Below are 26,891 nucleotides of genomic sequence, written 5' to 3'. Positions count from 1 at the left end.
TATAGGTCTCCTTAAAGTATCTTTGTTACTTTTTAATTCTACTTTATGAAAATTTTTAATAACACTAAAATTGCTTTTGCATTAAAATCTGATTACCAGTTAAATCGAGCTTATTTTCTATTTAGTATGATAAAAAATCAGCTTTTGGTAAAAATTGGTGGAGCGGTTGCCAAATTTGCTTTAAAATTAAATTTGCCCATTCAGGGAGTAATTCGTGCTACTGTCTTTAATCATTTTTGTGGGGGAATAACAGAAGACGATTGTTTACCGATTATAGAGAATATGTATACCAATGGAAACGTGCATAGTGTTTTAGATTATTCTGTAGAAGGCAAGGATCAAGAAGCTAGTTTTGATGAAGCATTAGAGAAAATTCTAAAAATCATTAATTTTTGTGAAGAAAAAAAATCAATTCCTTTCGCTGTTTTTAAGCCTACAGGATTTGGTCGTTTTGCCCTGTATCAGAAAATAACCGAAGGAAAAAAACTAACAGATAAAGAACAAGAAGAATGGAATAGGGTAAAAGCACGTTTTCATACCGTATGTAAAACTGCTTTGGCAAAAGATGTTCCTATATTAATTGACGGTGAAGAAAGCTGGATGCAAAAAGCTGCAGATGAGCTTATTGAAGAGTTAATGGAAATATATAACAAAGAGAAAGCGATTGTTTTTAACACGCTTCAAATGTACAGACATGACAGGATGAAGTATTTAAAAACGTTGCATAAAAAAGCTATAGAAAAAGATTTTTATATCGGTATGAAAGTTGTTCGAGGCGCTTATATGGAAAAAGAAAGAGAAAGAGCCGAAGAAAAAGGATACCCTTCACCAATTTGCGAGAACAAAGAAGCCACAGACAAAAACTATGATGCAGCGACAACATATATGATGAAGCATCCTAAAATGGCTTTATTTGTAGGAACTCATAATGAAGATAGTTCTTATTTGGTGATGGAATTAGCAAAAAAAAATAAGATTAAAAATAATGATTACCGTCTTTGGTTTGGTCAATTATTTGGTATGAGTGATCATATAAGTTACAATTTGGCAAATGAAGGTTATAATGTTGCCAAATATTTACCCTTTGGACCTGTAAAAGATGTGATGCCCTACTTAATTAGAAGAGCTGCAGAAAACACTTCTGTAGCAGGACAAACGAGTAGAGAATTAAACTTGTTAGATACAGAAAGAAAACGCAGAAAATTATAATGACTACCGTAGAAGAGATAAAAGTGTTATTGCGTAAAAATAAGTGGAGATTGTATCAAGAATTATCTCAGAGTAAAGAAGCAATGTATCTCATAAGGAAGTCTGCGAGCACAAATTTAACGCCAGAAGAAAAAGAGAAAATAAAAATTCAATTATTAGATATTTGCAAAGCAATTCCTTCACTTGCTGTTTTTTTACTTCCTGGAGGTGCTTTATTATTGCCGCTTTTAATTAAATTACTTCCAGACATTTTACCCTCTGCTTTTAAGCGAGAACCTCCGAAATAATACCAATCATGATCGAATTCCAATCTATAGTTCGCATACGTATATTAGATTATTTTTTGATACATTTCAATTAAAAGGAAGCTTACAGCCCCGATGAATACCAAATTTTTGATAGAAAAGAACTAAAAATAAACTAGTTAAGAAAACCTGATAAAGTTTAAATAAGTATCTTGCTGACTTAAATTTATACTGCAAAGAAATAAGAGAAATAGTTTAAACTTTTAGTGAATTGCTTTTTTATTGAAAAAGAATATTAGAAAAAAAAACTATAATGGTCTAAAATTTAAAAATATTTGTATAGTTTCGTAGCGTATAATGTTTTTTAGTGAAAAAACTAAATATTCGAATTTTTTTGTTGAATAAAATAATTTTAAAAGGCTTACTTTATAAGTTGAGTAGGTTTAAAAAAAAACACTGTTAAGTATTGTTTGTATACCTTTAAGTTACAATCAGAAAATTAGGGATACGATACTTAATGACAAATTTATGTGCCTTTTAGGCGCTCACCAAAAAAAAGTGAAAATTGAAAACAATAATAAAAAAAAGAAAAAAAATGAAAAGAAAACTACTTAAATTTTTAGGTATAGCAACACTACTGTTGTTTACTAATAGTATGCTAGGTCAAAATACCTGGAATGGTTCTACGGATACAGACTGGGATACTGCAACAAATTGGAGTTTCGGTACAGTGCCAGTAGACACGGATAATGTTTTGATAGAAAATGTCGCAAACCAACCTATTATAAGTTCTGGTACTTTAGCGCTTGCGAGAAATTTAACCATAGACTCTAGTTCTTTAGTAACCATTAATAGCGGTGGTGGGTTAACTGTAGATGGAAATTTAGCTATTTTTGGTGATTTAACAGTAAATTCAAGTACTTCAAGTTCTGGTACTTTAATCGTTACTGGTGCTACCTCAGGAAGTGTGACGTATAATAGATTTGTACCTGGAGGTGCTTGGTATTTCCTTTCTGCTCCTGTTGCAAATGTAACTAGTACTGCTTTGTTTACCGATAATGGTGGTACTTCAACTTTTATACAAGGGGGGGCTCATCCTGTAGCGGGCTCTAACCTTGCTATTGGGGGATACAACGGAACAGCTTGGTCGTACATGTCTAATCTTGGTTTTGGTGGTCCTAGTATGTCAGCAGGTACTGGTGTGTCAGTAAATTTGATTTCTTCTGCATCCCTAGTAATGTCAGGGACTCTTAGAGGTTCAGTATCAAAGAGTTTGATTGCAGATACATTCAACCTTTTAGGCAACCCTTATACAGCTTCGCTAAATGCTGAAGCCTTCTTAACAACGAATGGGGCAAGACTTACAGAAAATACAGTTTGGGTCCACGGCGGATCAGGTTACACGGCACATAACAGTGTGACATCTATAAAAATTGCACCTGGTCAAGGTTTCTTTGTGCTAGCGAATTCAGTAGGAGGTTCGGCTGCGTTTTCTAGAGCTACTCTAAGTCATGATGCTGCCGATACGTTCAGTAAATCAATTCCTTTTGCAAACTATGAGCTATCTTTAGAGAATAATGGTACTGTTAGATCTACGAAAGTATTTTACGCAGAAAATAGAACGACAGGATTCGATAACGGATCTGATTCTTCTTTATTCTCAGAAGACGATGATTTTTCTGTATATACAGAATTAGTAGAGGGTAGTGAAGGGCAAAAACTAGAAATACAAACCTTACCGGATACAAATATAGAAAGCTTTGTAGTGCCTGTGGGCGTAAAAGCATTAGCAGATAGCGAAATTATTTTCTCTATAGAGGCTTCTAATTTCGATGAGAATATAAACATAACTTTAGAGGATAGACTTACCAATACTTTTACTCGTTTAGATGAAGCCAATAGTACGTACAAAGCTACTACAGAAACTGATTTAGACGGTGTGGGTCGCTTTTACATGCATACAACGCAATCTGCGTTAAGTGTCGATACAAATGACTGGTTATCAACAGTTAAAATATATAAGGTGAACAATGCAAACTTAAGAATAACAGGTTTAACTCAAGGAGATGCTACTGTTCAGATGTATAATATACTTGGTAAACAAATATTAAGTACTTCTTTTGAGGCCATAGGCACTAAAGACATTACAATACCTCATGATATTTCGAAAGGAATTTATTTGGTAAAGCTAGAAACAGCAGATGGAATATTGAATAAAAAAATAATTTTAGAATAATCAAGATACTTTTAAAAACGAATTATTATGAAAAAAAATAATAAAACACAAGATGCTCCCGTGGAAATTACACGAAAAGAGGCGATAAAAAAAATGGGGAATTATGGCAAGTATGCTGCTTTAACCGCATTAGGAACCTATATGATTTTAAGTCCTCAAAAAGCTCAAGCAGCTTCACCTCCAGGAGTAGGAGATGACTTTGATTAGCATACTATCAGCTGATGAAACATATAAAAAAGACTATCAAAAAAATAATTTTTGATAGTCTTTTTTATGCTCACAACTTTTTTTAGTTTCATGTCAATTTAAATTACATTTCAACGGTAACTTCAAGTTCTATAAGTTCTTACTATTTTTCATTACCCATTTTTAGTGCAAGTTGACTATCCATTTAATTTTGTAACAGCGTTTAAAGAGAACAAATTCTTGCTTGATACCTTGAAATTAAAACGAAGTGCACAGAGCGATGAATGCCATTTTTTTTTGATAAAAAGGAACCTAAAAAGAAACTAATTTTGAAAATTGGATGAAATTTAAACCGTTATGCCTAATTCTTTAAACTTTACAAAGTATAGAGATAAAGCATATAGTTTAATCTTATAATATATCGCTTTTTTATTGAAAAATAATTTTTAAGAATTAACTATAATTCTCTATCATTTAGAGATATTTGTTTATTTTTGCACTATATAATACTTTTTAGTGAAAACAAAAACTAAATATTCGATTATTTTTTATGTTAATTAAAATAATTTTAAATTAAAAAAATCCCAAATCGAAGTTTGGAGGGTAGCGTTAGGTTACAACCAGAAAATTAGGGATTCGTTACATAGTTATAAATTTATGTGAGTTTTAGACTTGCTAAAGGAAGTATAGATTAAAAACAATAATAAAAACAAAAAAAAAGATGAAAAGAAAACTACTTAAATTTTTAGGCGTGGCAACACTATTGTTGTTTACTAGCACTATGCTAGGACAAACTAACACTTGGAATGGTTCTTCGAGTACAAACTGGAATACTGCAGCAAATTGGAGTGATGGGACAGTGCCATTAGCAACAGATGATGTTGTGATACCGTCGGCGCCAGCAAACCAGCCTACTATATCCGCCATCACAGCGGTTTCGGCAGCTTTGACAGTGCAGGATGGTGCTATCTTAACGATTGATAGTGATGGTGGGTTAACAGTAGATGGGGCCTTAAACATCAATACTGGTGGTAGTGTAACAATAAATTCAACTGCTTCAGATTCTGGTACCTTAATTTTTAATGGTACTAGGTCAGGAAATATAACTTACAAGAGATTTGTAACTGGAGGTGGCTGGTATTTAATTGCTGCGCCTGTTGAAGGTTATAGTGGTAATGATTTGTTTAACGATAATGGAGGTACTGCAACTTTTATAACTGGTAATGCTCATCCTTCATTCGGGAATAACGCTGCTGTTGCCGGATACAATGGAACTGCATGGTCTTACATATCTTCTGTTGGTTTTTTTGGTCCCAGTATGTCTGCAGGTACAGGTGTATCAGTGAACTTGATTTCTGATAAATCCCTAGAGATGTTTGGGTCGCTTGCTAGTTCAGCATCCGTAGGCTTGAATACAGATGCATTCACACTTTTAGGCAACCCTTTTACAGCTTCGTTTAATGTTATTAACTTCTTGGCAGCGAATACGGCTAGACTTACTCAAGAAACGGTTTGGGTACGCAGTGGGTCAGGTTATACAGCATACAACGATGTTAGCCCTATAAAAATTGCTCCTGGTCAAGGCTTTTTCGTGCGAGCCAACGGAACAGGAGGTTCGGCTTCATTTTCTAGAACCAACAACTTAAGTCATGATGCTGCCGATACGTTTGGTAGTAAATCAATTCCTTTTGCAACCTATGAGTTATTTTTAGATAATAATGGTACTATGAGATCCACGAGAGTATTTTACGCAGAAAATAGAACTACAGGGTTCGATAACGGATCTGATTCTTCTTTATTCTCAGACAACGATGATTTTTCTATCTATACAGAATTAGTAGAGGGTAGTGAGGGTCAAAAATTAGAAATACAAACCTTACCAGATACAAATATAGAAAGCTTTATAGTGCCTGTGGGTGTAACCGCAGTAGCAGATAGCGAAATTGTATTTTCCCTAGAGGCTTCTAATTTTGATGAAAATATACAAATAACCTTAGAGGATCGTGTTACCAATACTTTTACTCGTTTAGACGAAGCCAATAGTACTTACAAAGCCACCACAGAAAATGCTTTAGACGGTGTAGGTCGCTTTTACATGCATACCACCCAAGATGCTTTAAGTGTCGATACCAATGAATGGTTATCAACAGTTCAAATATATAAAGTGAACAATGCCAACTTAAGAATAACAGGCTTAACTCAAGGAGAGGCTACTGTAGAAATGTATAATTTACTTGGTAAACAAGTGTTAAGTACCTCTTTTGAGGCTATGGGCACGAAAGACATTGCGATACCGAATGATATTTCGAAAGGAATTTATTTTGTAAAGCTAGAAACATCAGACGGGATATTGAATAAAAAAATAATTTTAGAATAATCAAGATACTTTTAAAAACTAATTATTATGAAAAAAAATAATAAAACACAAGATACTCCTGAAGAAATTACACGTAAAGAGGCTATTAAAATAATAGGGGATTATGGTAAGTATGCTGCTTTAACTGCTTTAGGAACTTATATATTTTTAAACCCTCAAAAATCCCAAGCATCCTCACCTGGAAGTGAACCACCAGCACAAGGAGGAGATGGGTTTTAATTAGCAAAATATCATATAAATAAACAGAAAAAAAGACTGTCAAAAAAATAATTTTTGATGGTTTTTTTTATGCGCAAAACTTTTTTGTGCTTCTTTTAAGTACTAGATTTTTATCATACAATAAACGATATAAAATAAATAGAAAAAAAACAAATATATCGGCTGTAAACCACTATTTTTGCACGAAATTTAAGAAAGCACAAATGCAATCAATAAGAAACATCGCAATTATTGCCCATGTCGATCACGGAAAAACTACTTTGGTAGATAAAATTATAGATCAGGCAAAAATTTTAGACGACCGTAAAGAACGTACCGATTTATTGTTAGACAATAATGATTTAGAAAGAGAAAGAGGAATTACTATTCTTTCTAAAAATGTATCAGTAAATTATAAGGATGTAAAAATTAATGTAATTGATACTCCTGGTCACGCCGATTTTGGAGGAGAGGTGGAGCGCGTATTAAAAATGGCAGATGGTGTTTTGCTTTTAGTAGATGCGTTTGAAGGTCCTATGCCACAAACTCGTTTTGTGTTAGGAAAGGCTTTAGAGTTAGGATTAACGCCAATTGTTGTTGTCAATAAAGTTGATAAAGAAAACTGTACTCCTGATTTAGTACACGAAAAAGTATTTGATTTAATGTTTGCTTTAGACGCAACAGAAGATCAATTAGATTTTGCAACTATTTACGGTTCTGCTAAAAACGGTTGGATGTCTACAGATTGGAAAGACCCAAAAGAAGATATTTTAGATTTATTAGATGCTGTAATTGAATCGATACCAGAAGCGCCTTACAGAGAAGGATCGCCACAAATGCAAATTACATCGTTAGATTTTTCTGCTTTTACAGGTAGAATTGCTATTGGTCGTGTTTTTCGAGGAGATTTGGAAGAAGGTAAAGATTATATGTTAATGAAGGCAGATGGCTCTACTAAAAAAGTAAGAATTAAAGAACTTCATATTTTTGAAGGGATGGGTAAAGCCAAAACAGATAAAGTTAGAAGTGGAGATATCTGTGCAATTACGGGATTAGAAGGTTTTGAAATAGGAGATACGATTGCAGATTTAGAAAATCCGGAAGCCTTGCCAAGAATTGAAGTAGATCAACCTACCATGAGTATGTTATTTACAATTAACAACTCTCCTTTCTTTGGTAAAGAAGGTAAGTTTGTAACGTCTCGTCATTTGCGTGACAGGTTGTTTAAAGAAATGGAAAAAAACCTTGCTTTACGCGTAGATACAACAGATAGTGAAGATAAATTTAACGTTTACGGACGTGGAGTTTTACACTTATCAGTATTAATCGAAACCATGCGAAGAGAAGGCTATGAATTACAAGTAGGAAGACCTCAAGTAATTATAAAAGATATTGATGGTGTAAAATCTGAACCTTATGAAACCCTTTCTATTGATGTTCCTGAAGATGTTGCTTCTAAAGCAATTAATTTAGTTTCTTTAAGAAAAGGCGATTTATTGGTCATGGAGCCAAAAGGCGATTTACAACATTTAGAATTCACGATTCCTTCGAGAGGTTTAATAGGTTTGCGTAATAAGATTTTAACGGCAACCGCTGGTACTGCCATCATAAATCATAGATTTAGTGAATACGGTCCTTTTAAAGGAGAGTTCTCTGAAGAAATTAAAGGAGCAATTGTTTCTTCTGCTGCGGGTAAAGCTACAGCGTATGCTTTAGATCGTTTGCAAGATAGAGGTCGCTTCTTTATCGATATTAACGAAGAAATTTATATTGGTCAAGTAATTGGAGAGAACAGTAAATCTGATGACATGGCTGTGAATTTAATTAAAGGAAAGCAATTAACAAACATGCGTAAATCTGGTACAGATGATGCCATGAAAATCGCACCAAAAATAGATTTCTCTTTAGAGGAAAATATGGAATATATTAAGGCTGATGAATATTTAGAGGTTACTCCAGAAAGCTTGCGTATGCGTAAGATTGTTTTTAGACCATAATTTATTTTCTATAAATATTTTGATGATAAGAGAAATCTTAAAATTATAAACCCAAAAGCTCAAGATTTAGTTCTTGAGCTTTTTTTATGAGTGATACCACTAAATTCAAATGATAAACGCTTTTATTTTCAATGTTTTTTATCTTTTAGATTGCGCATCAATTTCTTCAATCATTTTAATCGAAAAGAATTCCTCGATGGGCTGCCTGGGGGGGCATTGAAATTGTCATTCCCGTGAAATTTATGCTCAACTAGATTGGGTAACGGGAATCTAAATAATAGAATTTTGGTTTATGACCTTTTTAGGTCAAAGCTTGTGCTCAACTTGATTCAGTATGAAACGTGCGAAACCTGGCTGCCGGCAGGCGGCTACCTCTATGGGGCTGCCTTGAGTATAGTTTGTTTCAAGAAATTCTTTATTAGCGTCAATTCTTAGAGGGTGTTTTTTGAAACAGTACCACCAACAAACATCAATACAGCAAAAGAAGGTGTAGGAACTTCAATTAATAGCCAACCAAATTCTTACTGCTTTTACGGAAAAGGCAACTGCCTAAAATCCCATTTTATTACCATCAATATAGCACTTGCTCATGCTTTTTATGCGGCTATAAGCTAGAATTCCGATTAGAAAAATAACACAACATATAGACGCATTTCAGTTATTTTGATGATGAAATTTGAACCTTTCATTATGCTATATTGTTGTGGTTTATTTTTACTGAGTTATGATCTTAAAAAATCTTACAAAGTAGATGAAAACAAGATTTTGAAGATTTTTAAAATGAGTCAAAAAAATGATATTTTTGATGATTTTAGTTTTAAATTCTTTATAAATTGCTAAAAATTGAATAAAAAAGGCTAAAATTGACTATATTTGAAAAATTGTGTTTTTACATACATGAGCTCAATTATGTAGTTATACTTAGGGAAAAACTTTGGGTTTGTGCATTAAATGAATAACAAAAAGAATCTATTATTTTGAATTCAAACGAAAATACCACAACAACACTTCAAACTTTAAACGATTTAATTACGGCGCTTTCGGAAGGGGAGAGGACGACTTTTAATCACATAATACATACTACAAAACTCCAAAAGACCGACGTTGAGAATTATGCTTCGTGGTCTGAAGAATGCTACACTCGAAATTGTATTGTAGATACAGATAAATTTCAATTAATCTTACTATGTTGGTGCGAAGGGCATCGAACAGCTATTCACGATCATGGTGGAGAAGAATGCTGGGTAAAAATTATCGAAGGTGAATTTAAAGAAACCATTTATAAGCAAGATAAAAATGGTCATTTGAACCTTGTAAAAACAGCCATTTCAAAAGCGAATGAAATTAGCTATATGAAAGATTTTATGGGGTTTCATCGATTAGAAAATATTGCTAACAAAAGAAGTATGTCTCTTCATTTATATGCGAAGCCAATCCGAATATGTAACATGTTTGATGAAAAATCAAAAACTTTTGTCTCCAAAAATTTGTGTTACAATACCCCTACATAATCAATAATAAAAGTACAAGATAAAATACTATATGGCAGATTTAAAAAGTGATTTAATTTTATTTAATGAACTTGTGGAAGTTTTAATCAACGAAGAAGCAGAAAACCCTGTGGCAGAAAGAATAGAATCCAATGCATTATACAATACTATTGATCTTTCGCTAAACAAGAGTGGAATGATCGATGATGCGTTTAAATCTTTACTTCGTGAAGTTTTGATTTCTACGCCAAAAACGGCAACAAACTTATTTTTTAATCAGCTTTTTGGAGGAAGACAAAGCAAAGCAATTTTAGGAGATTTATTAGCGGTAATGCTAAATAATAGCATGTATACTTATAAAGTTGCAGGACCACAAGTGGGTATTGAGCAAGAAATTATAAGACAATCGTGCAATTTAATTGGGTACGGAGCTAAAAGTAATGGGACATTTCCTACTGGCGGTTCTATGAGTAATTATATGGGGTTAATTATGGGGCGTGACGCTAAAGATCCTGCTTGTAGATTAAATGGAATGACGAAACCATTGATTATTTATACTTCTAAAGAATGTCATTATTCAAATGATAAAAATGCAAGTTTTGCCGGAATTGGGAGAAATAATATTCGTTATATTAAGGTAGATACAAAAGGAAGAATGATTCCAGAGGATTTAGAGGAGCAAATTCTAAAAGATATTGAAAACGGCGATATTCCGACCTATGTAAATGCTACTGCCGGAACAACAGTGCTCGGAGCTTTCGATCCGATTGATAAAATTGCAGATATTACAGAAAAGTATAAAATTTGGTTGCATGTTGATGGTGCTTATTGCGGAAGCGTAATTTTTAGTGATCAATACAAACATTTGGTAAAAGGAGTAGAAAGATCGAACTCTTTTAGTTACAATGCACATAAAATGTTAGGAACACCATTAACCTGTTCTATTATTTTAGTGAATGATAAAAAACATTTGTACAATTCGTTTAGTAATGACGCTGATTATTTATATCAAACAGATGGTGATGATTTTAATTTAGGGAAAACTTCTTTTCAATGTGGACGTAGAAATGATGCCTTAAAGTTTTGGACGCTTTGGAAATCTGTTGGAACAAATGGTTTAAAAGAAATTGTAGAACAACAATTCGAATTAGCAGAGGTTGCTTTAGCGTATATTAGAAGCAATCCTGATTATACTTTGTATAGTTTTAATGATTCCATTTCAGTATGTTTTAATTATAAAAATATAGATCCGAAGACGCTTTGTACCGCCTTGTATAAAAACCAAATTACAGTAGTTGGTTTTGGTTCTTTCCAAGAAGATACCTTTATAAGATTGGTAACGATTAACGCCAATAACGAAAAAGAAGATATTTTGAACTTCTTTGCTGTTTTAGAAGATTTTGTGGAGAAAACACCAAACTTGGCAAAACAAGAAGTATTGAGCGTATAGAAAAATTATTAAAATTTTAAATAGATTTATTTAGTGTTGTCCGATTAAAATTAGCTAAAGTGTTTTAAAGTATTGATAATATTGATTTTGAAGAGCCTTTAAAGTAGCATACCTTGCTTTTAAAACCGCTTTAGAATTTATGATGTATCGAAAAATTTAAAATCATAATAATATTGTTTTTCAGTTAGTTACATTCAAGTCTTTGTTCTTTATTCTAACAGCGAAAGCGGTCTTTTTATCTTTTATCCGACAACAATGATATTTATTGTCTAAAAAACGTCCCTTTTAAGTGACGTTTTTTGTTGTAAAACATTTTACCTTTACAGCATGAATAAACTTGAACATTTTTTTGAAGTATTGCAACAGAGTGTTAAAGACGATGTTTTTGTAAAATTAACCTTAAGTAAGCCGCTCAGAAAGAAAGAAGGTCTTTTAAATGTCTATGTGCGTGCATTTGTCATTGATGGTCAGGAGATTTTTGAATTTAAATATCGACATGCCACCGAAAATAAATACAAAAAATTTTCTTTAAAAAACGCTATGCTCGAATTAGAAAGCTTACTTATGGAATCTTTCAGGACAGGAACTTTATTTACATTACAGCAAGATTTATTAGTGATGATTTCGAAACAAAAATTAGTTTCTTACCGAGAGAATGCAGCAAGTTTTAAAAATAAATTACCAGAAATTTTGCAAGAAACAATGGAATCAAAAGACTCATAAATTATTTTTTTCTTGTATTATACTGAAATAGATTTGACACATCTAATATTGGGCATTGATGATGCCTCTAAAACTACGTAAATTAATTATTGTATTTATAGCTGTCTTCTAGCGTTAAATATTTTAAACCGTTTATCAATTAAAAAAAAATACTGGCGTTTTTGCTCGTTTTTAGCAAAATTATTCAAGGATTTATACAACATAATCTAAAGTGTTGGTCCTTACAGGCTTTTTTAAGAGAGAATTTATACCCAAGAATTTTGTGATTTTTGTCATATAAATTTTTAAATTTAAACTTTATTTTTACATAGAAATATTTCAAATATAATTTTTAGAATTAACGGTATAAAATTTTGGGAATGGATCTACAAACAAGACAATCTATTGAAGAGGTAAAAAATGAAAGGCTTATAATTGACTCGTTAGGATTCTTCACGGGCATATTTAATTCTATTTCTACGGTAACGGTCGTTTTAAATAGCAACCGACAAATAATATTTGCTAGTAATGATTTTTTAAAAACGTTTGAACTGACCTCTGAAATAGGGCTGTTGGGTGAAAGGCCTGGAGAAGTTATATCTTGTGTACATTCAAAAGAGTCTCCTCATGGTTGCGGTAACTCAGTCTCTTGCGATGTATGTGGTTTACTTAAAACTATTTTGCAAAGTGCAAAAACAAATGAAAAAGTTTCAAAGGAAGCACGAATAACAACCGTTAAAAAGGGGCTTACAGTTCCGTTAGAATTATCCGTAACCTCTGTACCAGTAAGTTTGGCGAGCAGTCAGTTTTATATTGTAACGCTCACAGACATCAGTTCTGAGAAAAGAAAACTGCAATTGGAAAAAATATTTATACACGATTTGGTGAATTCAGCAGGAGGAATAAGTGGCCTCTCTGACGTTTTGGAATTCTCTGAGAATGAGGAATCGAAAAAAGAAGTTATAGATATCATCGGTAAAGCGAGTAAAGTTTTACTTGAACAAATTTTATCCTTTAGGAATATCTTATCTGCTGAATCTGGTGAGCTAGAAGTTAATAATTTAGAATTACAATCAAATGATGTTATTGATGAAGCTGCAAGCCTTATTTCAAGCAATAAAGAATTAAAGGCAAATATTGCAAAACTGCCAAATAGCGAGAACATAACTTTAATTAGTGATAAAGTTTTATTGTCAAGAATACTAGTAAATATGCTAAAAAATGCTGCTGAAGCTGAAGGTAATGCCGACGCTGTAATTAGTATAGGCTCCACTAAAAAGTGCGATATCGCTAGGTTTTGGGTACATAATAAAAAGGTTATTCCAGAGGATGTGCAAAAACAAATTTTTCAACGTTCATTTTCAACGAAAGGTAGAAATAGAGGTCTAGGGACTTACAGTATGAAACTATTGGGCGAAAACTATTTAAAAGGGAACATTGGTTTTATTAGTAATGATCAAGAAGGAACAATTTTTTATGTTGAATTGCCATGTGTTTAAAATCAATCATTTAATTCAGTTTATTTTCTCTATGTTGATTATTTTTTTGTTATGTATTAAGAAGCCATTGCCAACTTGCGGTTTTTTTTAGTTTTTATTGAAACATATAGCTAATAAAAAAACATCAAATAATTCACCACTTTTTTCATTTAAAGCCTGTAGATTTGCATAATTATTTTAAAAATCAGCTTTATTTTTTTTGATAAAGTTGAAACATATTTAGTTTTAGTTTATGAATAGCGTTAGTATTTTAGGGGCTGGCTGGTTAGGAAAACCTTTGGCAATTTCTTTTTTAGAGGATGGTTTTCATGTAAAAGGTTCAACAACTTCCGAAGAGAAATTAGCGGATTTAGAGTCTCATAATATGGAAGCTTTTTTGGTTGATATTAGTGATTTTGAGAAATTCGATGCTTTTTTAGATACCGATATTTTAATTATTGCAATTACCTCTAAAGATATTGACGGATTTGAGCGCTTGCTTGCTCAAATTCAGGATTCTAAAATTCAGAAAGTAATTTTTATCAGTTCAACTTCTGTATACCCTAGTTTAAATAAGGTAATGACAGAAGAAGATGCTGTTTTAGAAACACCGTTAACAGAAATTGAAAATTTATTTAGAGATACTACTTTTTTTGAAACCACCATTATTCGTTTTGCTGGTTTGTTTGGTGGTGAAAGACACCCTGCAAATTGGTTTAAAAACGGGCGAAAAATTCCACAACCAAACGGATTCGTAAATATGGTTCACCGGGAAGATTGTATTGAAATTATCCATACGATTATTGCTCAAAATTGTTGGAATGAAACTTTTAATGTATGTTCAAATCATCACCCAACAAGAAGGGAGTTTTATACCACAGCCAAATTAAGTATGGGTCTCGAAATGCCACAATTCGAAAATAACGAGATTTATAAATGGAAAATTATCAGTTCTAAAAAAGTACAACAAGTTTTAGGGTATACCTTTATTCATGATGATTTACTAAAGCCCCTTTAAAAAAATAGGAGAAAAAGGAACCGGTTATAACGATTAACTATACTTTCGTTTACGCAAATAAGTAAATATAATTCCAAATGCAAAGAGGAATATGAAGGGCAAACCAATATTCAAAAACTGCCAAAAAGTACGTTCTTTAAAAGCTTTTTGTTTATCGAGCATGTTAATTTTTAAAGTCTTATTTCTTAACGCCATCAAACCAGAATCATCCAACAAATAGTCAACAGCATTTAATAGGAAATCTTTATTTCCAAATTGTTCGTTGGTCCATTTATCTCTTGATAAATCTGTTGGTTGTCCTTTTAAAATTTGATTTTTTCCAACATCACCATCAGCAATTACAATCATTTTATTATTGATAGCACTTTCTCTGAAAAGTGAAGTTTCAAAAGGTTTTATTCGATTTTTATATCCCGAATTAAAAGCACCTTCTAACAAAATAGCAAATAGTTGATTTCCTGAAATATATTCTTTTTCTTGAGGCTCATCAGCAACAGATTGCAACTCAATAATTGCAGGTGTTCCTACTTTTTGAGTTAAAGGCGAGCTCATTAATAAGGGTGTTTTTTTGAGATTATTTTTTAAAGTATCTATCTGATTTGCAAATTGTAATCTTACAGGAGCAATGTTTTTTGTAATGGCATGATTCGGATTTCCGCCCACTAAAGGATGGTAAAACCAATCTAAATTTTGAAACTGTGTTTGGTTGCCAACTTTGCCAGTCGCTAATGCAATTTTTGCAGCATATAAATCTTTAATCAGTGTGGTGTTAAGTCGAATTCCGTATGAAAATAACAAATCGGTTAAATTTAAACCTCTAGGATAGGCTAACATTTTTCCGCTATTAAACAAACTGTCTTGATCTGCTTGCACATTGTCTAGCATCCACAAAGTTTTACCTCCGTTTGTAATAAATTGATCTAACGTTAGTTTTTCTTCTTCCGAAAATTTTTGAGTCGGTTTTGCAATAATTGCCAAATCAAAAGTAGTGAGATCTTTTAATGTCTGCTGCGGATTTGTGGCGACAGAATCTAACGTAAATTTTGCTAATTTATATTTTTTAGAAACTTCGCTTAAAAAACTATATTGATAAATATCTTGTAGTTCGCCATTTCCCGTAATAATAGCAATGCGTTTATTTTTCGTTTTAATAATTGAATTTATCGCGTTGCTAAAACCATACTCTAGGTTTTCAATTGCTTTTTGTAATTGTTCTTCTTGGCTGGCAACAATAGCTGTTGGTAAGAGAGAAACGATCGTTGCTTTTTTACCAAAATTGATTTCTGCCCAAGGAAAAATAATTGCTTCCGATAATTTACCATCTTCTTCAACAGTTAATTGACTTGGCATCATTCCTTTTTTTATCAGGCTTTCTCTTTGATCATCAGGGTTTTCAAAATGGATTTTTATGTTTGGGTTTTCCGCTGAAAGTTCTTCTAAATATTGGCGTGTTTCAACCTGTAATCTTTTAAATTCTGAAGGAAAATCGCCTTCTAGATACATCGTTATAAAGAGTGGTCTATCAACTGAAGAAAGAATTAAATTAGTAGTTTTAGAAAGTGTGTAGCGTTTATCCGCAGTTAAATCAAATCGCTTATAGAACCCTTGGTTGATAACGTTTAAAACAAGCAATCCAATAATTAAAAATACGATATTTTTTGTGTTCTTATTCATTTTCTAAACGTGTTTTAGTCATGAATAAAAAGAAAAAAGTTACACTTAAAAAATAGATAATATCTCTTGTATCTATAACACCTCTAGAAATACTTTTAAAATGTTCGTTAATTCCTAATTTCTGAATCGTTAAACTGTCGTTGCCAAAAGAAGCTGCGATGGCATCAAATCCGTAGAAAAGAAAAAATGTGATAAAAACACCTAATATAAAAGCTACAATTTGATTTTTAGATAAAGTTGACGTAAATAAACCAACAGCAGTGTAGGTTGTTGCTAAAAAAAACAAGCCTATATAAGAACCAATGGTACTGCCAAAATCTATATTTCCAACAGGATTTCCTAAACTATAAACAGTATATATATATGTTAAGGTGGGGATAATTGAAATAGTAATTAAAAGTAGCGATGCTGAAAACTTACCTAAAACGATTTGCCAATTAGATAGTGGGTTTGTTTTCAGTAATTCTATGGTTCCGTTACTAAATTCATCAGCAAAACTTTTCATCGTAATAGCCGGAATTAAAAATAGAAAAACCCAAGGTGCTAAATAAAAAAATGGAGTTATATCTGCAAAACCAGCGTTTAGGATATTAAAATCATCGTTAAAAACAAATAAAAATAAACCATTAATTAGCAGGAAAACTCCAATGACCAAATATGCAATGGGAGATGCAAAAAATGAGTTAAATTCTTTTTTTAAAATAGCAATCAATGCGTAAATGTTTAATTGTTAATGATTAATTCATCTCAATTTGCAGATTCCTTAATCGCTTAAATAAGTTGTCTTCCTAAAGGTTGTTCTTTTTATGCACTTTCTAATCGATAACTACGATTGTTTTCAAAGCCTTCATCTCTTCTTTCAGGATGTAGAACAAATTTTTGTTTCTTTAATAACGCAATAGAAGGAATATTATTTTTATGTGTAAAAGCTTCAATTGTATTTAATGCTAAATCTGTAAATCCGAAATTTAAAACTACTTCAAAAGCTTCACTCATAAAACCTTTTTGTTGGTAAACAGGATCTAATTCGTAGCCAATCTCTGCATAATTTTCTTCATCTTCAAAATGACGTAAACCAATTGTACCAATTAATTGATGATTACTTTTGGATTCTATTACCCAAAAAATACCTTTGTTATTGGCAGTTAAATTAGAAATAAGATCAATAAAAGCTCTTGCTTCAGAAAGGTTATTAGGTGTTTTTCTATCAATAAACTCATTGACCTCTTTGTTGGTTCTTAAGCCAAAAATAGATTTTGCATCGTCTAAATTTAATGCTCTGAGTGATAATCTTTCTGTTTCTAAAACAGGAAAAGGTGTAAAATTATAATTCATAATTATTGTAAACTTACTTTTTTATGTACGCTCCAAGCTAGAGGTTTATCATTAAAATATGTTTTTGTTTGTTTCCAAGTTTCTTTAAATAACTCAGAATTTCTATAGCGCTCTATATCGCTTTCATTTTCCCAATACGAATAGGTAAAAAATATTTCAGGATTATTTTTATCTTGATATAATTCTAATAAGTTACAACCCTCAGAATTTCTAATTAATTGTTTTTTTTCTTCAAACATTTCTAGAAATTCTTGAATATATTTTGAGTGAAAACTCATCTTTACAATGCGTACAAACATTCCTTTATTTTAGAGTTGTATATTCTGGTTTAGAGTCTGTAAAAAAATTAATAATTATTGGATCTCTATATTCTAAACCTAATAACGTAGATGCACCACCAACTGATTTTAAATTACTTCTATAAATTGCAATTTCTAAATAACCAGCAGCGTTAAAAAGGGCCAATTTATTGCCATCAAATAGCTTTAAATTATGGTCGTTATTTATGGTAATTTCACTGTATTTATTATAAATTTTATCGAAAGAATAACGAGAAGCTGTTATTTTAAACGTACGTCCTTTACCAATATCTAAAAACATTTTTTTACGGATATTGCTAATTAAATTCCCATAATTATCAATATACAAGACTCCACCAATGATCTGACTATGTGCCCGGTTTACTTTTGGCTGAATTTCAATTAATTTCTTATATGCTTTTATCTCTTTACCAATAACCGTTAAGTTTCCGCCTCTTGCAATAAAACAGGCTACTTTTACAAAAATATCTAAAACAGGGAAACTACTTTCTATTCGGTCATGAATATTAATTTCTACAATTTTTGTAGGATTAATTTCAGAAGCAATCATTGATATTAATCCGTTGTCCGGACAAACAAAAAAATGTTTATCTAATTCTAAAGCAATATGTTTATTGTTGTCACTTAGTTCAGAGTCTACACCTACAATATGTATGGTTCCTTCAGGAAAACTTTTGTACGAATTCTTTAAAATATAGGCTGTTTCCGTAATGTTAAATGGTGATATTTGATGCGTAATGTCTACAATTTTAGCATCAGCAAGCTCCGAGTAAATAGCCCCTTTTACAGCCCCAACAAAATGGTCTTTAGTTCCGAAATCTGTAGTTAATGTAATAAAAGACATTCCCTTTTTTGTTGTTAATTAATTGTGTAAAAAATCTTAAACTATTTTAGGCAAATCTAATCATTTTACTAATTTTAATGCCTATTTTTATTTTAATAATTGAAACTAACATTTTAATCAAAATAATCATTTGAACGAACGGACGATAGAGTTAACCGAAATAAATCCAAAAGATTTCTTTGGTACACAGAATAGCACAGTAGAGCAGTTAAAAAGATACTTTCCTAAAATTAAAATTGTTGCCCGAGGATCTAAATTAAAGATTTTTGGGGAATCAGATATTTTAGATGAATTTGAAATTCGTTTAGAACGTTTGATTAAACACTTTGAAAGATACAACAAGTTGGATGAAAATAGTATCGAACGTATTTTAACATCTTCAGGAAATGAAGAAAAAGCAGTTTCAGCGCGAAATGCCAAAGATGTTTTAGTGCACGGTGTTAATGGCAGATTAATTAAACCTAAAACTGAGAATCAGCGTAAAATGGTTACAGAAATGCTAAAAAATGATATGCTATTTGCTGTGGGGCCTGCTGGAACGGGAAAAACGTATACAGCCGTTGCATTGGCGGTAAAAGCGCTAAAAGAAAAAGAAGTTAGAAAAATTATTTTAACAAGACCTGCTGTAGAATCAGGTGAGAATTTAGGTTTTTTACCAGGTGATTTAAAAGAAAAATTAGACCCCTATATGCAACCTTTGTATGATGCTTTGCGAGATATGATTCCGTACGAAAAATTAGAATCTCATTTAGAAAAAGGAATTATTCAAATTGCTCCTTTGGCATTTATGAGAGGAAGAACATTAGACAATGCTTTTGTAATTTTAGATGAAGCTCAAAACACAACCCATAATCAAATGAAAATGTTTTTAACTAGAATGGGAATGCATGCAAAGTTTATTATTACTGGAGACCCTGGTCAGATAGATTTGCCAAGAAAACAAGTTTCAGGTTTAAAAGAATCTTTATTGGCTTTAAAAGATATTCAAGGAATTGCTCAGGTTTATTTAGACGATAAAGATGTTGTGAGGCATCGATTAGTGAAAAAAATAATTACAGCCTATAAAAGTATAGAAACAGAATGATCAAGATTGAACAAGACAAATTAGGCCTACAAGATTATTTTTATATTGGGTATTTATACCTTATTATTTTAGGAATTGTTAGTGATGCTATCTTTTATGGAATCTTCGGAGTTTCTTATTTAAATTATACCACAATTTTAGATGCTTTAATTTCTCCAATTAGTTTATTAACAAACAATTGGAAAATCTCATTGTTTTTAGGGTTTATGTTTTGGTTGATGTACCTGTATTTTACCAAATGGATATTTAAACTTTATGCTTATCTGAGAGAGAAAAAATGGTATCAAAAAGTGTATAATATCGAAAAATGGGATAAAAAATATGAAACGTTAGCCAAGAAAAAAAATATAATACCAGGAATGATGTTTATCTTCTTTCTATTATTTATTTCTATGAGAACAGGTATGGGAATTGGTATGAGGTATAAATATGCCAATAAAGAAATCATCCCAAATCATACACTAATTTTTAAAGATAATATGAGATTAGATGTCCGAAAAATAGGTCAAAATTCAGCCTATTTTTTCTATTTTATACCAGGTGAAAAAGTAATTACAGCCACACCAATTACAGATAATTTAAAGCAGATAAAATTACTCGAAAATAAAAAGTAATCATTTTAGATAGCTTATTTTTTCACCTTCAACAGCAACTAACAAATGAATTCTATCAACAAAGCTAATTTTTGCATTTCCGAATCAAAACTTAATTAATAAAGATGTACACAATTAAATATTAAAAATGTTGACAAAAGCGCTTCTTATTTCTTTAATTTTTTTTTCCAGTTGAAAAAGTAATCAAAAACCAATTGTTGATAATTTAAAAGAAATAAAGAAAATTTGTGGTTATTAAAATAGTCTTTTTTAAGTAAAATTCTTGGTAAAATTTAGATTATCCTTAATTTTACAATTACGATATATTTTTTATGAGATTTATTTTTGTCATACTAAGTCTTTGCTTTTTAGCAAAAGCCCAAGCTCAATGCCCACCTCCAGGAGATAATATATTATCTTCTCAAGAAAAAGTAGACGCTTTTGTGAGTAACTATAGCAATTGCACAAGCATTGAGGGAAATGTAGAAATTATAGCAGATTTGGTTGGTTCGGGCGATATTGGTGCAGTAGCTCCTCCTCCCATCACCGATATTACAGGGCTTTACTTTTTAGAAACTATAAACGGTGATTTAAAAATTTCAGTTCAATTAGACGAATTAAATGGTTTTAATAATCTAATCAATGTGAATGGAGATCTTGAAATTACCAGTTCTAATCAACTAAAGACTATTAGTGGTTTTAATAATTTAGAGCAAACAAGGAGCCTAACAATTGCTTTAAATGCAAATTTAGAAATTGTAAATGGCTTTAACAATTTATCACGAATTTTTAAAGATCTGGAGATTGGTAATAGTCCTTCCATACAAGCTATTTCTGGTTTTAATAAACTTGAGAATTTAGGAGGTCAGCTAAATATAAGTAAAAACCCAAAGTTGTTAAGTATTCCTTCTTTTAATAAAGTACAAAGAATCGTAGAGGATTTAAATCTTACTTCAAATCCTAATTTGAATGAAGTAATTGGTTTTGAAGAGCTAATTACCATTGGGAATGATTTAAATATAGAATCCGCAAAGGTTATACAAGGTTTCGGAAAACTACAAACTATTGAGCGTTTTTTTGATATTAGAGGAATTGGTGTGCAAGAAATACCTAGTTTTAATCTTTTAGAAGATGTTGGGGGCGCTTTTAGAATCCAAAATACTAGTATTGCAAGTTTTGAGGGCTTTAATAATTTAAAAAGGATAGGGGAAAAGTACTTTTTAGAAGATTGGTTTATTGTCAGTGACAATAATGTTTTAAATAATGTAAAAGGTTTTGGCCTTTTGGAAAAGGTTGAAGGTTTTTTGCAGGTTCAAAATAACCCAATGTTAAGTGATTGTTCTTGGCTTTGTAATTTAATCAATAACGGAGAGGTTACGGGAGCACTTACCATTCAGGATAATATTGGAGATTGTATAAATTCTATTGCTGTCATTTTAATATGCGATTTAGATTTTGATAATGATGGTATTGCAAATATTATTGATGAAGATGATGATAATGACGGTATTTTAGATATTTTAGAGGGTAACGGGTTGTTGGATACTGATAATGATGGCTATCCAGATTCTCTAGATTTAGATAGTGATGGTGATGAATGTTTCGACGTACTTGAAGCCGGATTTGAAGATCCAGATAATGACGGTATTTTAGGAAGTGTGCCGAATGATGTTAATTCTAGAGGATTAATTATAAATGAAGCTACAGGATATACAGAACCTTCAGATATAGATGCAAATGGTATTTTTGATTTTCAAGAGGCAACTATTTTAAGTCCAGGAAAAAATAATATTTTAGAAATTTGTCGTAACGATCTTCCTAGAGATTTACTTACAGTATTGCAGGGAGAGCCTGATCCAGGAGGGATTTGGTTTCCGTCGTTAGCTTCAGGTGGCAATATTTTTAATCCTGCTATTGATAAAGAAGGTGTATACACTTATACACATACAGATGCTATATGCGGAGATTTAAGTGCCGAAATTCAAATAGAATTCATATCTGATTTAACACCAGGTATCGATACAGAAGTTGTCATTTGTGACGGGATTGAGCAGTTAGATTTATTCAACGCTTTAAAAGGAAATCCTTCTCCAGGTGGCTTTTGGTCGCCAGCTTTAAATAGCGAAACAAGTGTGTTCGAAAGAAATATAGATACAAATACAGAATATACATATACAATTGTAGATAGAAATTGTGGAACGCTGCAATCTAAAATATCAATAACTAATTTGTTAAAACCAAATAGTGGAGAAAGTTCTATACATCAAATTTGCGAATTCTCGGATGAAAAGAACCTTTTTGAGTTGTTAGATGGCGAGCCAGATAAAGGAGGTGTGTGGAGCCCAAGTTTACCAAATAATATATTTGACCCAAAAATACATGCTTCAGGAGTCTATACGTATACAGTGGATAGAGGCCCCTGTGGTACCTCTTCTTCCACAGTAAATATAGAGTTGATAAAAAATAATGAATTAGAGAATGTTCACATCAACGTTAAAGATTTTTCTTCAAGAAATAATTCAATTGAAGTTTTTGTGCCCTCTACTCGTGGTTATGAATATTCTTTAGATGGCATGGAATATCAAACAGAAAATATTTTTAATAATGTTCATGGCGGTGCGCAAACGGTTTACATAAGAGGTTTGGATGGATGCGAATTTTTTACAGAAGAGGTTTTCGTAAAAACGTATCCTACTTTTTTTTCTCCAAATAATGACGGTAAAAATGATGTTTGGCGTTTAGAAAATTTTCCCGATGTAAAGTATAACATCTATATATTCAATCGTTTTGGTGTTTTGTTAAAGCACATTAAAAGTAATAGGGAGTTTTGGGACGGAACGTACAAAGGTAAAAATGCGATTTCTTCTAATTATTGGTTCAAATTAGTGCTAGAAACCGGTGAGGTTTTAAATGGTAATTTTTCTTTGTTAAGAAAATGATTTCCTAAAAATTAACTTATTTTTGTTCAACGATCAATACAGCTAAAATAATGAATACAATTAACGAAACTAATTTTAAGTTTTCGAATCAAAAATCTGTTTATAAAGGAAAAGTAAGAGAAGTTTACAATATAAATGATGAACTTTTAGTAATGATAGCAACAGATAGGCTTTCTGCTTTTGATGTTGTTTTACCACGCCAAATTCCGTTTAAAGGTCAGATTTTAAATCAAATTGCTACAAAAATGATGAACGATACTTCGGATATTGTTCCTAATTGGCTCATTGCCAACCCAGATGAAAATGTAGCCATTGGTCATTTATGCAAACCTTTTAAAGTAGAAATGGTGATCCGCGGATATTTATCGGGCCATGCTGCGCGAGAATACAAAGCAGGTAAAAGAGTTTTATGCGGAGTAGCAATGCCAAATGACTTAAAGGAAAATGATCAATTTCCAACACCCATAATTACCCCATCTACAAAAGCAGAAAACGGCGAACATGATGAAGATATTTCTAGAGAAGATATTTTAGCAAACCAAATTGTTTCTGAAACCGATTATCTTGTTTTAGAAGATTATACTCGAAAATTGTTTCAAAGAGGTACAGAAATTGCCGCAAAACGAGGCTTAATTTTGGTAGATACAAAATACGAGTTTGGTAAAACAAAAGAAGGTAAAATTGTATTGATAGATGAAATTCATACCCCAGATTCTTCTCGTTATTTTTATGCTGAAGGATATCAAGAAAGGCAAGATAAAGGAGAATCTCAAAAGCAATTATCAAAAGAATTTGTGCGTCAATGGTTGATAGAACAAGGATTTCAGGGTAAAGAAAATCAGCAAATACCAGAAATGTCGGATGCAAAAATTCTAGAAATATCCAATAGATATATAGAATTATATGAACAAATTACAGGAGAAAAATTTGTAAAAGCTTCCACAGAAAATGTGTTAGATAGAATTAATAAAAATGTATCGAAGTTTTTACTTCAATATAAAAAATAAACAAAACAAACAAGCATGATTATAGAACCAAGAACAAGAGGATTTATTTGTTTAACGTCGCACCCCACAGGTTGCGATCAAAATGTGATCAATCAAATTGAATATATAAAATCGAAAGGAAAAATTGAAGGCGCAAAAAAAGTACTCGTAATTGGTTCTTCAACAGGATTTGGATTGGCATCAAGAATTACCAGTGCTTTTGGTTCAGATGCAGCGACTATTGGTGTGTTTTTTGATAAAGCTCCTGTAGAGGGTAGACCAGGAACTCCAGGATATTATAACACGGCATTTTTTGAAAAGCATGCGCATAAAGCCGGTTTGTATGCAAAAAGTATTAACGGAGATGCATTTTCAAATGAAATAAAACAAGAGGTTGTTAATTTAATAAAGGAAGATTTAGGCCAGGTAGATTTGATTATTTATAGTTTGGCTTCACCGGTAAGAAAGCATCCAGATACAGGAAAACGTTACAAATCGGTTTTAAAACCCATAGGAGAAACATTTACAAATAAAACAGTAGATTTTCATACGGGCAATGTCTCAGAAATCTCTATAAACCCTGCGGAAGGTGAGGATATTGAAAATACTATTACAGTAATGGGAGGTGAAGATTGGAAAATGTGGATTGATGCCTTAAAAGCTGAAAATTTATTGGCTGAAGGAGCGACCACGGTGGCCTATTCTTATATTGGACCAGATGTTACAAAACCTGTATATAGAAACGGAACGATTGGTGCCGCTAAAGATCATTTAGAAGCAACAGCTTTTACAATTACAGAAGATTTGAAATCGATTGGTGGAAAAGCGTATGTTTCTGTAAATAAAGCATTGGTTACACAAGCTAGTTCTGCAATTCCTGTAATTCCGTTGTATATTTCACTTTTGTTTAAAGTGATGAAAGAAAAAGGAATTCATGAAGGTTGCATTGAGCAAATTCAGCGTTTGTATAGTGAACGTTTGTTTGGTGGTGATTTAGCGTTGGATGAAAAAGGAAGAATTAGAATTGACGATTGGGAAATGCGTGAAGATGTGCAAGCAGAAATCACCGAACTTTGGAAAAAAGCAACCTCAGAAAATTTGGCTGAAATAGGAGATTTACAGGGATACAGTGATGAGTTTTTTAGTTTATTCGGTTTTAAAGTTCCTGGTGTAGATTATGATAAAGAGGTAAATGAAGTAGTGGTGATACCGAGTGAGAGGTAATTGTTAATCAAAGAAAAGACCTGACAGATTTTAATACTTGTCAGGTCTTTTCTTTTCTATAAAGTCTCAAAAAATTAAGAACTATATCTATTACAAAGATTTATCTGGAGCAGCAGCACTCGCATGAAATTCATTGCCAATTCTATGGGTGTAGTTGTCTAACAATTCCAAAACACGATCACTAGAATCAGAAACCACAATTAAGCCGATATGCCAGGCTTTGTTCATTCTCCAAACAATCTCTGAATCTGTAAAACTAGAGGTGTCAGGATGTTCAAATCTGCTTAATGAAACGACAATCCCTGCATATTGATTATTTATTTTTGGTAAGGTATACACTTCCTTTTTAAGAGTTGCAGACTCAATTTTTGCCCATTCACCCCAAAGATTTACGCCAGAAGCAAATGCCACCATTTCAGCTAAATTAGCACCGCCAACTCTAGAAGACGTTTCTAAAAAGAACAATTCTCCTGTGGCTTTCGATTGAATAAATTCTGTATGAGAAGCCCCAAATTGCATTCCAAATGCTTTCATCACATCAGTATTCATTTTTTGTAAATCTTTTTCTGTTTTCGAGCCAATTTCAGAAGTTGCAGATCTAAAAATCCCTCCTCCATGCGCTACTTCAAAAGGGGTATCTAAATATTTACTCACTCTAGCAAAAACAACTTTACCATCTACATTGAGTCCGTCTACATGAAAAACATCTCCAGGGGCAAATTTTTCAACTAAATAATTATCTCTTTCATCGCCCAAATCATTAATTATTTGCCATAATTCATCTTTAGAGTGTATTTTTTTTATTCCGGTTGCAGAAGCTTCCATCCTTGGCTTTAGCAACCAAGGTGCAGTAATGGTGTCCGCATATGTATTAATATCATCATTATTAAAAAGAGATGTAAATTCAGGCACATTTACATTTTCCTCTTTTGCTTTTAGGCGCATCGCTAATTTATCTCTAAAATAGTGTGCGGTAGTTCTTCCCATTCCAGGCATTCTAAAATGTTCACGCAATAAGGCAACTTTTTCAACATCAAAATCATCTAAAGCTACAAAACGATCAAACTTTATAGTTCGAAATTTATACGCGATTCCTTTAATCACATTCTCTTGATGCCAATCATCAATGTAGAAAACATCTTCTATAGATTCCCAAGGCCAATTTTCATTCTCTAAATTTTTCTTAGTTAATAAATAGACTTTATTGCCATCTTCTTTGCAACTTTTTAAAAAATCTTCACCTTTAAAATAGGTCGTGATACAAAGAAAATTTAGTGGATTATGAGACATAACTTTATTTTTTAGT

At 32.0% G+C, this 26,891-nt stretch carries 23 protein-coding genes; 17 read left to right on the top strand and 6 right to left on the bottom strand.

The genetic code is table 11. The features are described from left to right. Window positions 1-45: 45 nt before the first annotated feature. The 12 genes from K8354_RS09060 to K8354_RS09005 all read left to right on the top strand — a co-directional run bounded on the left by K8354_RS09060 (window position 46) and on the right by K8354_RS09005 (window position 14,586). The gene (locus K8354_RS09060; protein ID WP_223447448.1) at window positions 46-1,209 is read left to right on the top strand and encodes a proline dehydrogenase family protein; all 1,164 of its coding nucleotides are present in this window, start codon (window positions 46-48) and stop codon (window positions 1,207-1,209) included. Next, a complete protein-coding gene (locus tag K8354_RS09055) occupies window positions 1,209-1,496 on the top strand; it encodes an LETM1 domain-containing protein (protein ID WP_223447446.1) in 288 nt (95 codons plus the stop codon). The genes K8354_RS09060 and K8354_RS09055 overlap by 1 nt, the downstream gene beginning before the upstream one ends. Window positions 1,497-2,049: 553 nt before the next feature. Beyond that, the gene (locus tag K8354_RS09050) at window positions 2,050-3,690 is read left to right on the top strand and encodes a T9SS type A sorting domain-containing protein (RefSeq protein ID WP_223447444.1); all 1,641 of its coding nucleotides are present in this window, start codon (window positions 2,050-2,052) and stop codon (window positions 3,688-3,690) included. Window positions 3,691-3,717: 27 nt separating this feature from the next. Then, the gene (locus K8354_RS09045; protein ID WP_223447442.1) at window positions 3,718-3,897 is read left to right on the top strand and encodes a hypothetical protein; all 180 of its coding nucleotides are present in this window, start codon (window positions 3,718-3,720) and stop codon (window positions 3,895-3,897) included. 700 nt (window positions 3,898-4,597) lie between these two features. Then, on the top strand, window positions 4,598-6,253 hold the full coding sequence (locus K8354_RS09040) for a T9SS type A sorting domain-containing protein (protein WP_223447440.1): 1,656 nt from the start codon (window positions 4,598-4,600) through the stop codon (window positions 6,251-6,253). 27 nt (window positions 6,254-6,280) lie between these two features. Continuing rightward, window positions 6,281-6,472 carry a hypothetical protein gene (locus tag K8354_RS09035; RefSeq protein ID WP_223447438.1) on the top strand — a complete coding sequence of 64 codons (192 nt, stop codon included), beginning with the start codon at window positions 6,281-6,283 and terminating at the stop codon, window positions 6,470-6,472. 203 nt (window positions 6,473-6,675) lie between these two features. After that, complete coding sequence (gene typA, locus K8354_RS09030) at window positions 6,676-8,448, top strand: translational GTPase TypA (RefSeq protein WP_223447436.1); 1,773 nt, start codon at window positions 6,676-6,678, stop codon at window positions 8,446-8,448. A gap of 977 nt (window positions 8,449-9,425) precedes the next feature. Continuing rightward, window positions 9,426-9,959, top strand: a complete 534-nt coding sequence (locus tag K8354_RS09025; RefSeq protein ID WP_223447434.1) for a cysteine dioxygenase — start codon at window positions 9,426-9,428, stop codon at window positions 9,957-9,959. A 31-nt stretch (window positions 9,960-9,990) separates the two neighbouring features. Further along, a complete protein-coding gene (locus K8354_RS09020) occupies window positions 9,991-11,388 on the top strand; it encodes a pyridoxal phosphate-dependent decarboxylase family protein (protein ID WP_223447432.1) in 1,398 nt (465 codons plus the stop codon). 327 nt (window positions 11,389-11,715) lie between these two features. Further along, window positions 11,716-12,111 (top strand): hypothetical protein, encoded by a 396-nt coding sequence (locus tag K8354_RS09015; protein ID WP_223447429.1) that lies wholly within the window; start codon window positions 11,716-11,718, stop codon window positions 12,109-12,111. Window positions 12,112-12,470: 359 nt separating this feature from the next. Continuing rightward, window positions 12,471-13,589, top strand: a complete 1,119-nt coding sequence (locus K8354_RS09010; protein WP_223447427.1) for an ATP-binding protein — start codon at window positions 12,471-12,473, stop codon at window positions 13,587-13,589. 232 nt (window positions 13,590-13,821) lie between these two features. Continuing rightward, complete coding sequence (locus K8354_RS09005; RefSeq protein ID WP_223447424.1) at window positions 13,822-14,586, top strand: NAD(P)H-binding protein; 765 nt, start codon at window positions 13,822-13,824, stop codon at window positions 14,584-14,586. Window positions 14,587-14,619: 33 nt separating this feature from the next. On the opposite strand, the gene gldG is transcribed toward K8354_RS09005, so the two are convergent. The 5 genes from gldG to K8354_RS08980 all read right to left on the bottom strand — a co-directional run bounded on the left by gldG (window position 14,620) and on the right by K8354_RS08980 (window position 18,759). Beyond that, window positions 14,620-16,260: a gliding motility-associated ABC transporter substrate-binding protein GldG gene (gene gldG / locus K8354_RS09000; protein ID WP_223447421.1), complete on the bottom strand. Its 1,641-nt coding sequence runs from the start codon at window positions 16,258-16,260 to the stop codon at window positions 14,620-14,622. Further along, window positions 16,253-16,972, bottom strand: a complete 720-nt coding sequence (gene gldF / locus K8354_RS08995; protein ID WP_223447419.1) for a gliding motility-associated ABC transporter permease subunit GldF — start codon at window positions 16,970-16,972, stop codon at window positions 16,253-16,255. Before gldF ends, gldG begins: the two co-directional genes overlap by 8 nt. A 92-nt stretch (window positions 16,973-17,064) precedes the next feature. Beyond that, window positions 17,065-17,595, bottom strand: coding sequence for a GNAT family N-acetyltransferase (locus K8354_RS08990; protein ID WP_223447417.1), 531 nt, complete (start codon window positions 17,593-17,595; stop codon window positions 17,065-17,067). Window positions 17,596-17,597: 2 nt separating this feature from the next. Then, window positions 17,598-17,894 carry a putative quinol monooxygenase gene (locus tag K8354_RS08985; protein WP_223447415.1) on the bottom strand — a complete coding sequence of 99 codons (297 nt, stop codon included), beginning with the start codon at window positions 17,892-17,894 and terminating at the stop codon, window positions 17,598-17,600. Window positions 17,895-17,898: 4 nt separating this feature from the next. After that, entirely contained in the window at window positions 17,899-18,759 is an 861-nt protein-coding gene (locus K8354_RS08980) for an SAM hydrolase/SAM-dependent halogenase family protein (RefSeq protein WP_223447413.1), read from the bottom strand. Window positions 18,760-18,889: 130 nt separating this feature from the next. On the opposite strand from K8354_RS08980, the gene K8354_RS08975 reads away from it, so the two are divergent. From K8354_RS08975 to fabV, 5 genes are all read left to right on the top strand, one after another. After that, the gene (locus tag K8354_RS08975; RefSeq protein WP_223447411.1) at window positions 18,890-19,843 is read left to right on the top strand and encodes a PhoH family protein; all 954 of its coding nucleotides are present in this window, start codon (window positions 18,890-18,892) and stop codon (window positions 19,841-19,843) included. Next, on the top strand, window positions 19,840-20,457 hold the full coding sequence (locus tag K8354_RS08970) for a hypothetical protein (RefSeq protein ID WP_223447409.1): 618 nt from the start codon (window positions 19,840-19,842) through the stop codon (window positions 20,455-20,457). The genes K8354_RS08975 and K8354_RS08970 overlap by 4 nt, the downstream gene beginning before the upstream one ends. A 311-nt stretch (window positions 20,458-20,768) precedes the next feature. Next, on the top strand, window positions 20,769-23,375 hold the full coding sequence (locus K8354_RS08965; RefSeq protein ID WP_223447407.1) for a T9SS type B sorting domain-containing protein: 2,607 nt from the start codon (window positions 20,769-20,771) through the stop codon (window positions 23,373-23,375). Between the two features lie 50 nt (window positions 23,376-23,425). Then, window positions 23,426-24,382 carry a phosphoribosylaminoimidazolesuccinocarboxamide synthase gene (locus tag K8354_RS08960; RefSeq protein ID WP_223447405.1) on the top strand — a complete coding sequence of 319 codons (957 nt, stop codon included), beginning with the start codon at window positions 23,426-23,428 and terminating at the stop codon, window positions 24,380-24,382. A gap of 15 nt (window positions 24,383-24,397) precedes the next feature. After that, complete coding sequence (gene fabV / locus K8354_RS08955; RefSeq protein WP_223447403.1) at window positions 24,398-25,585, top strand: enoyl-ACP reductase FabV; 1,188 nt, start codon at window positions 24,398-24,400, stop codon at window positions 25,583-25,585. Between the two features lie 90 nt (window positions 25,586-25,675). Here fabV and K8354_RS08950 read toward each other — a convergent pair whose 3' ends face one another. Continuing rightward, window positions 25,676-26,875: an ATP-grasp domain-containing protein gene (locus K8354_RS08950; RefSeq protein WP_223447401.1), complete on the bottom strand. Its 1,200-nt coding sequence runs from the start codon at window positions 26,873-26,875 to the stop codon at window positions 25,676-25,678. Window positions 26,876-26,891 lie beyond the last annotated feature (16 nt).

Origin of the sequence: Polaribacter litorisediminis, assembly GCF_019968605.1 — a bacterium.
In the GTDB taxonomy this organism is placed as follows: Bacteria; Bacteroidota; Bacteroidia; order Flavobacteriales; family Flavobacteriaceae; genus Polaribacter; species Polaribacter litorisediminis.
This window is presented reverse-complemented; position numbering and strand designations above follow the sequence as displayed.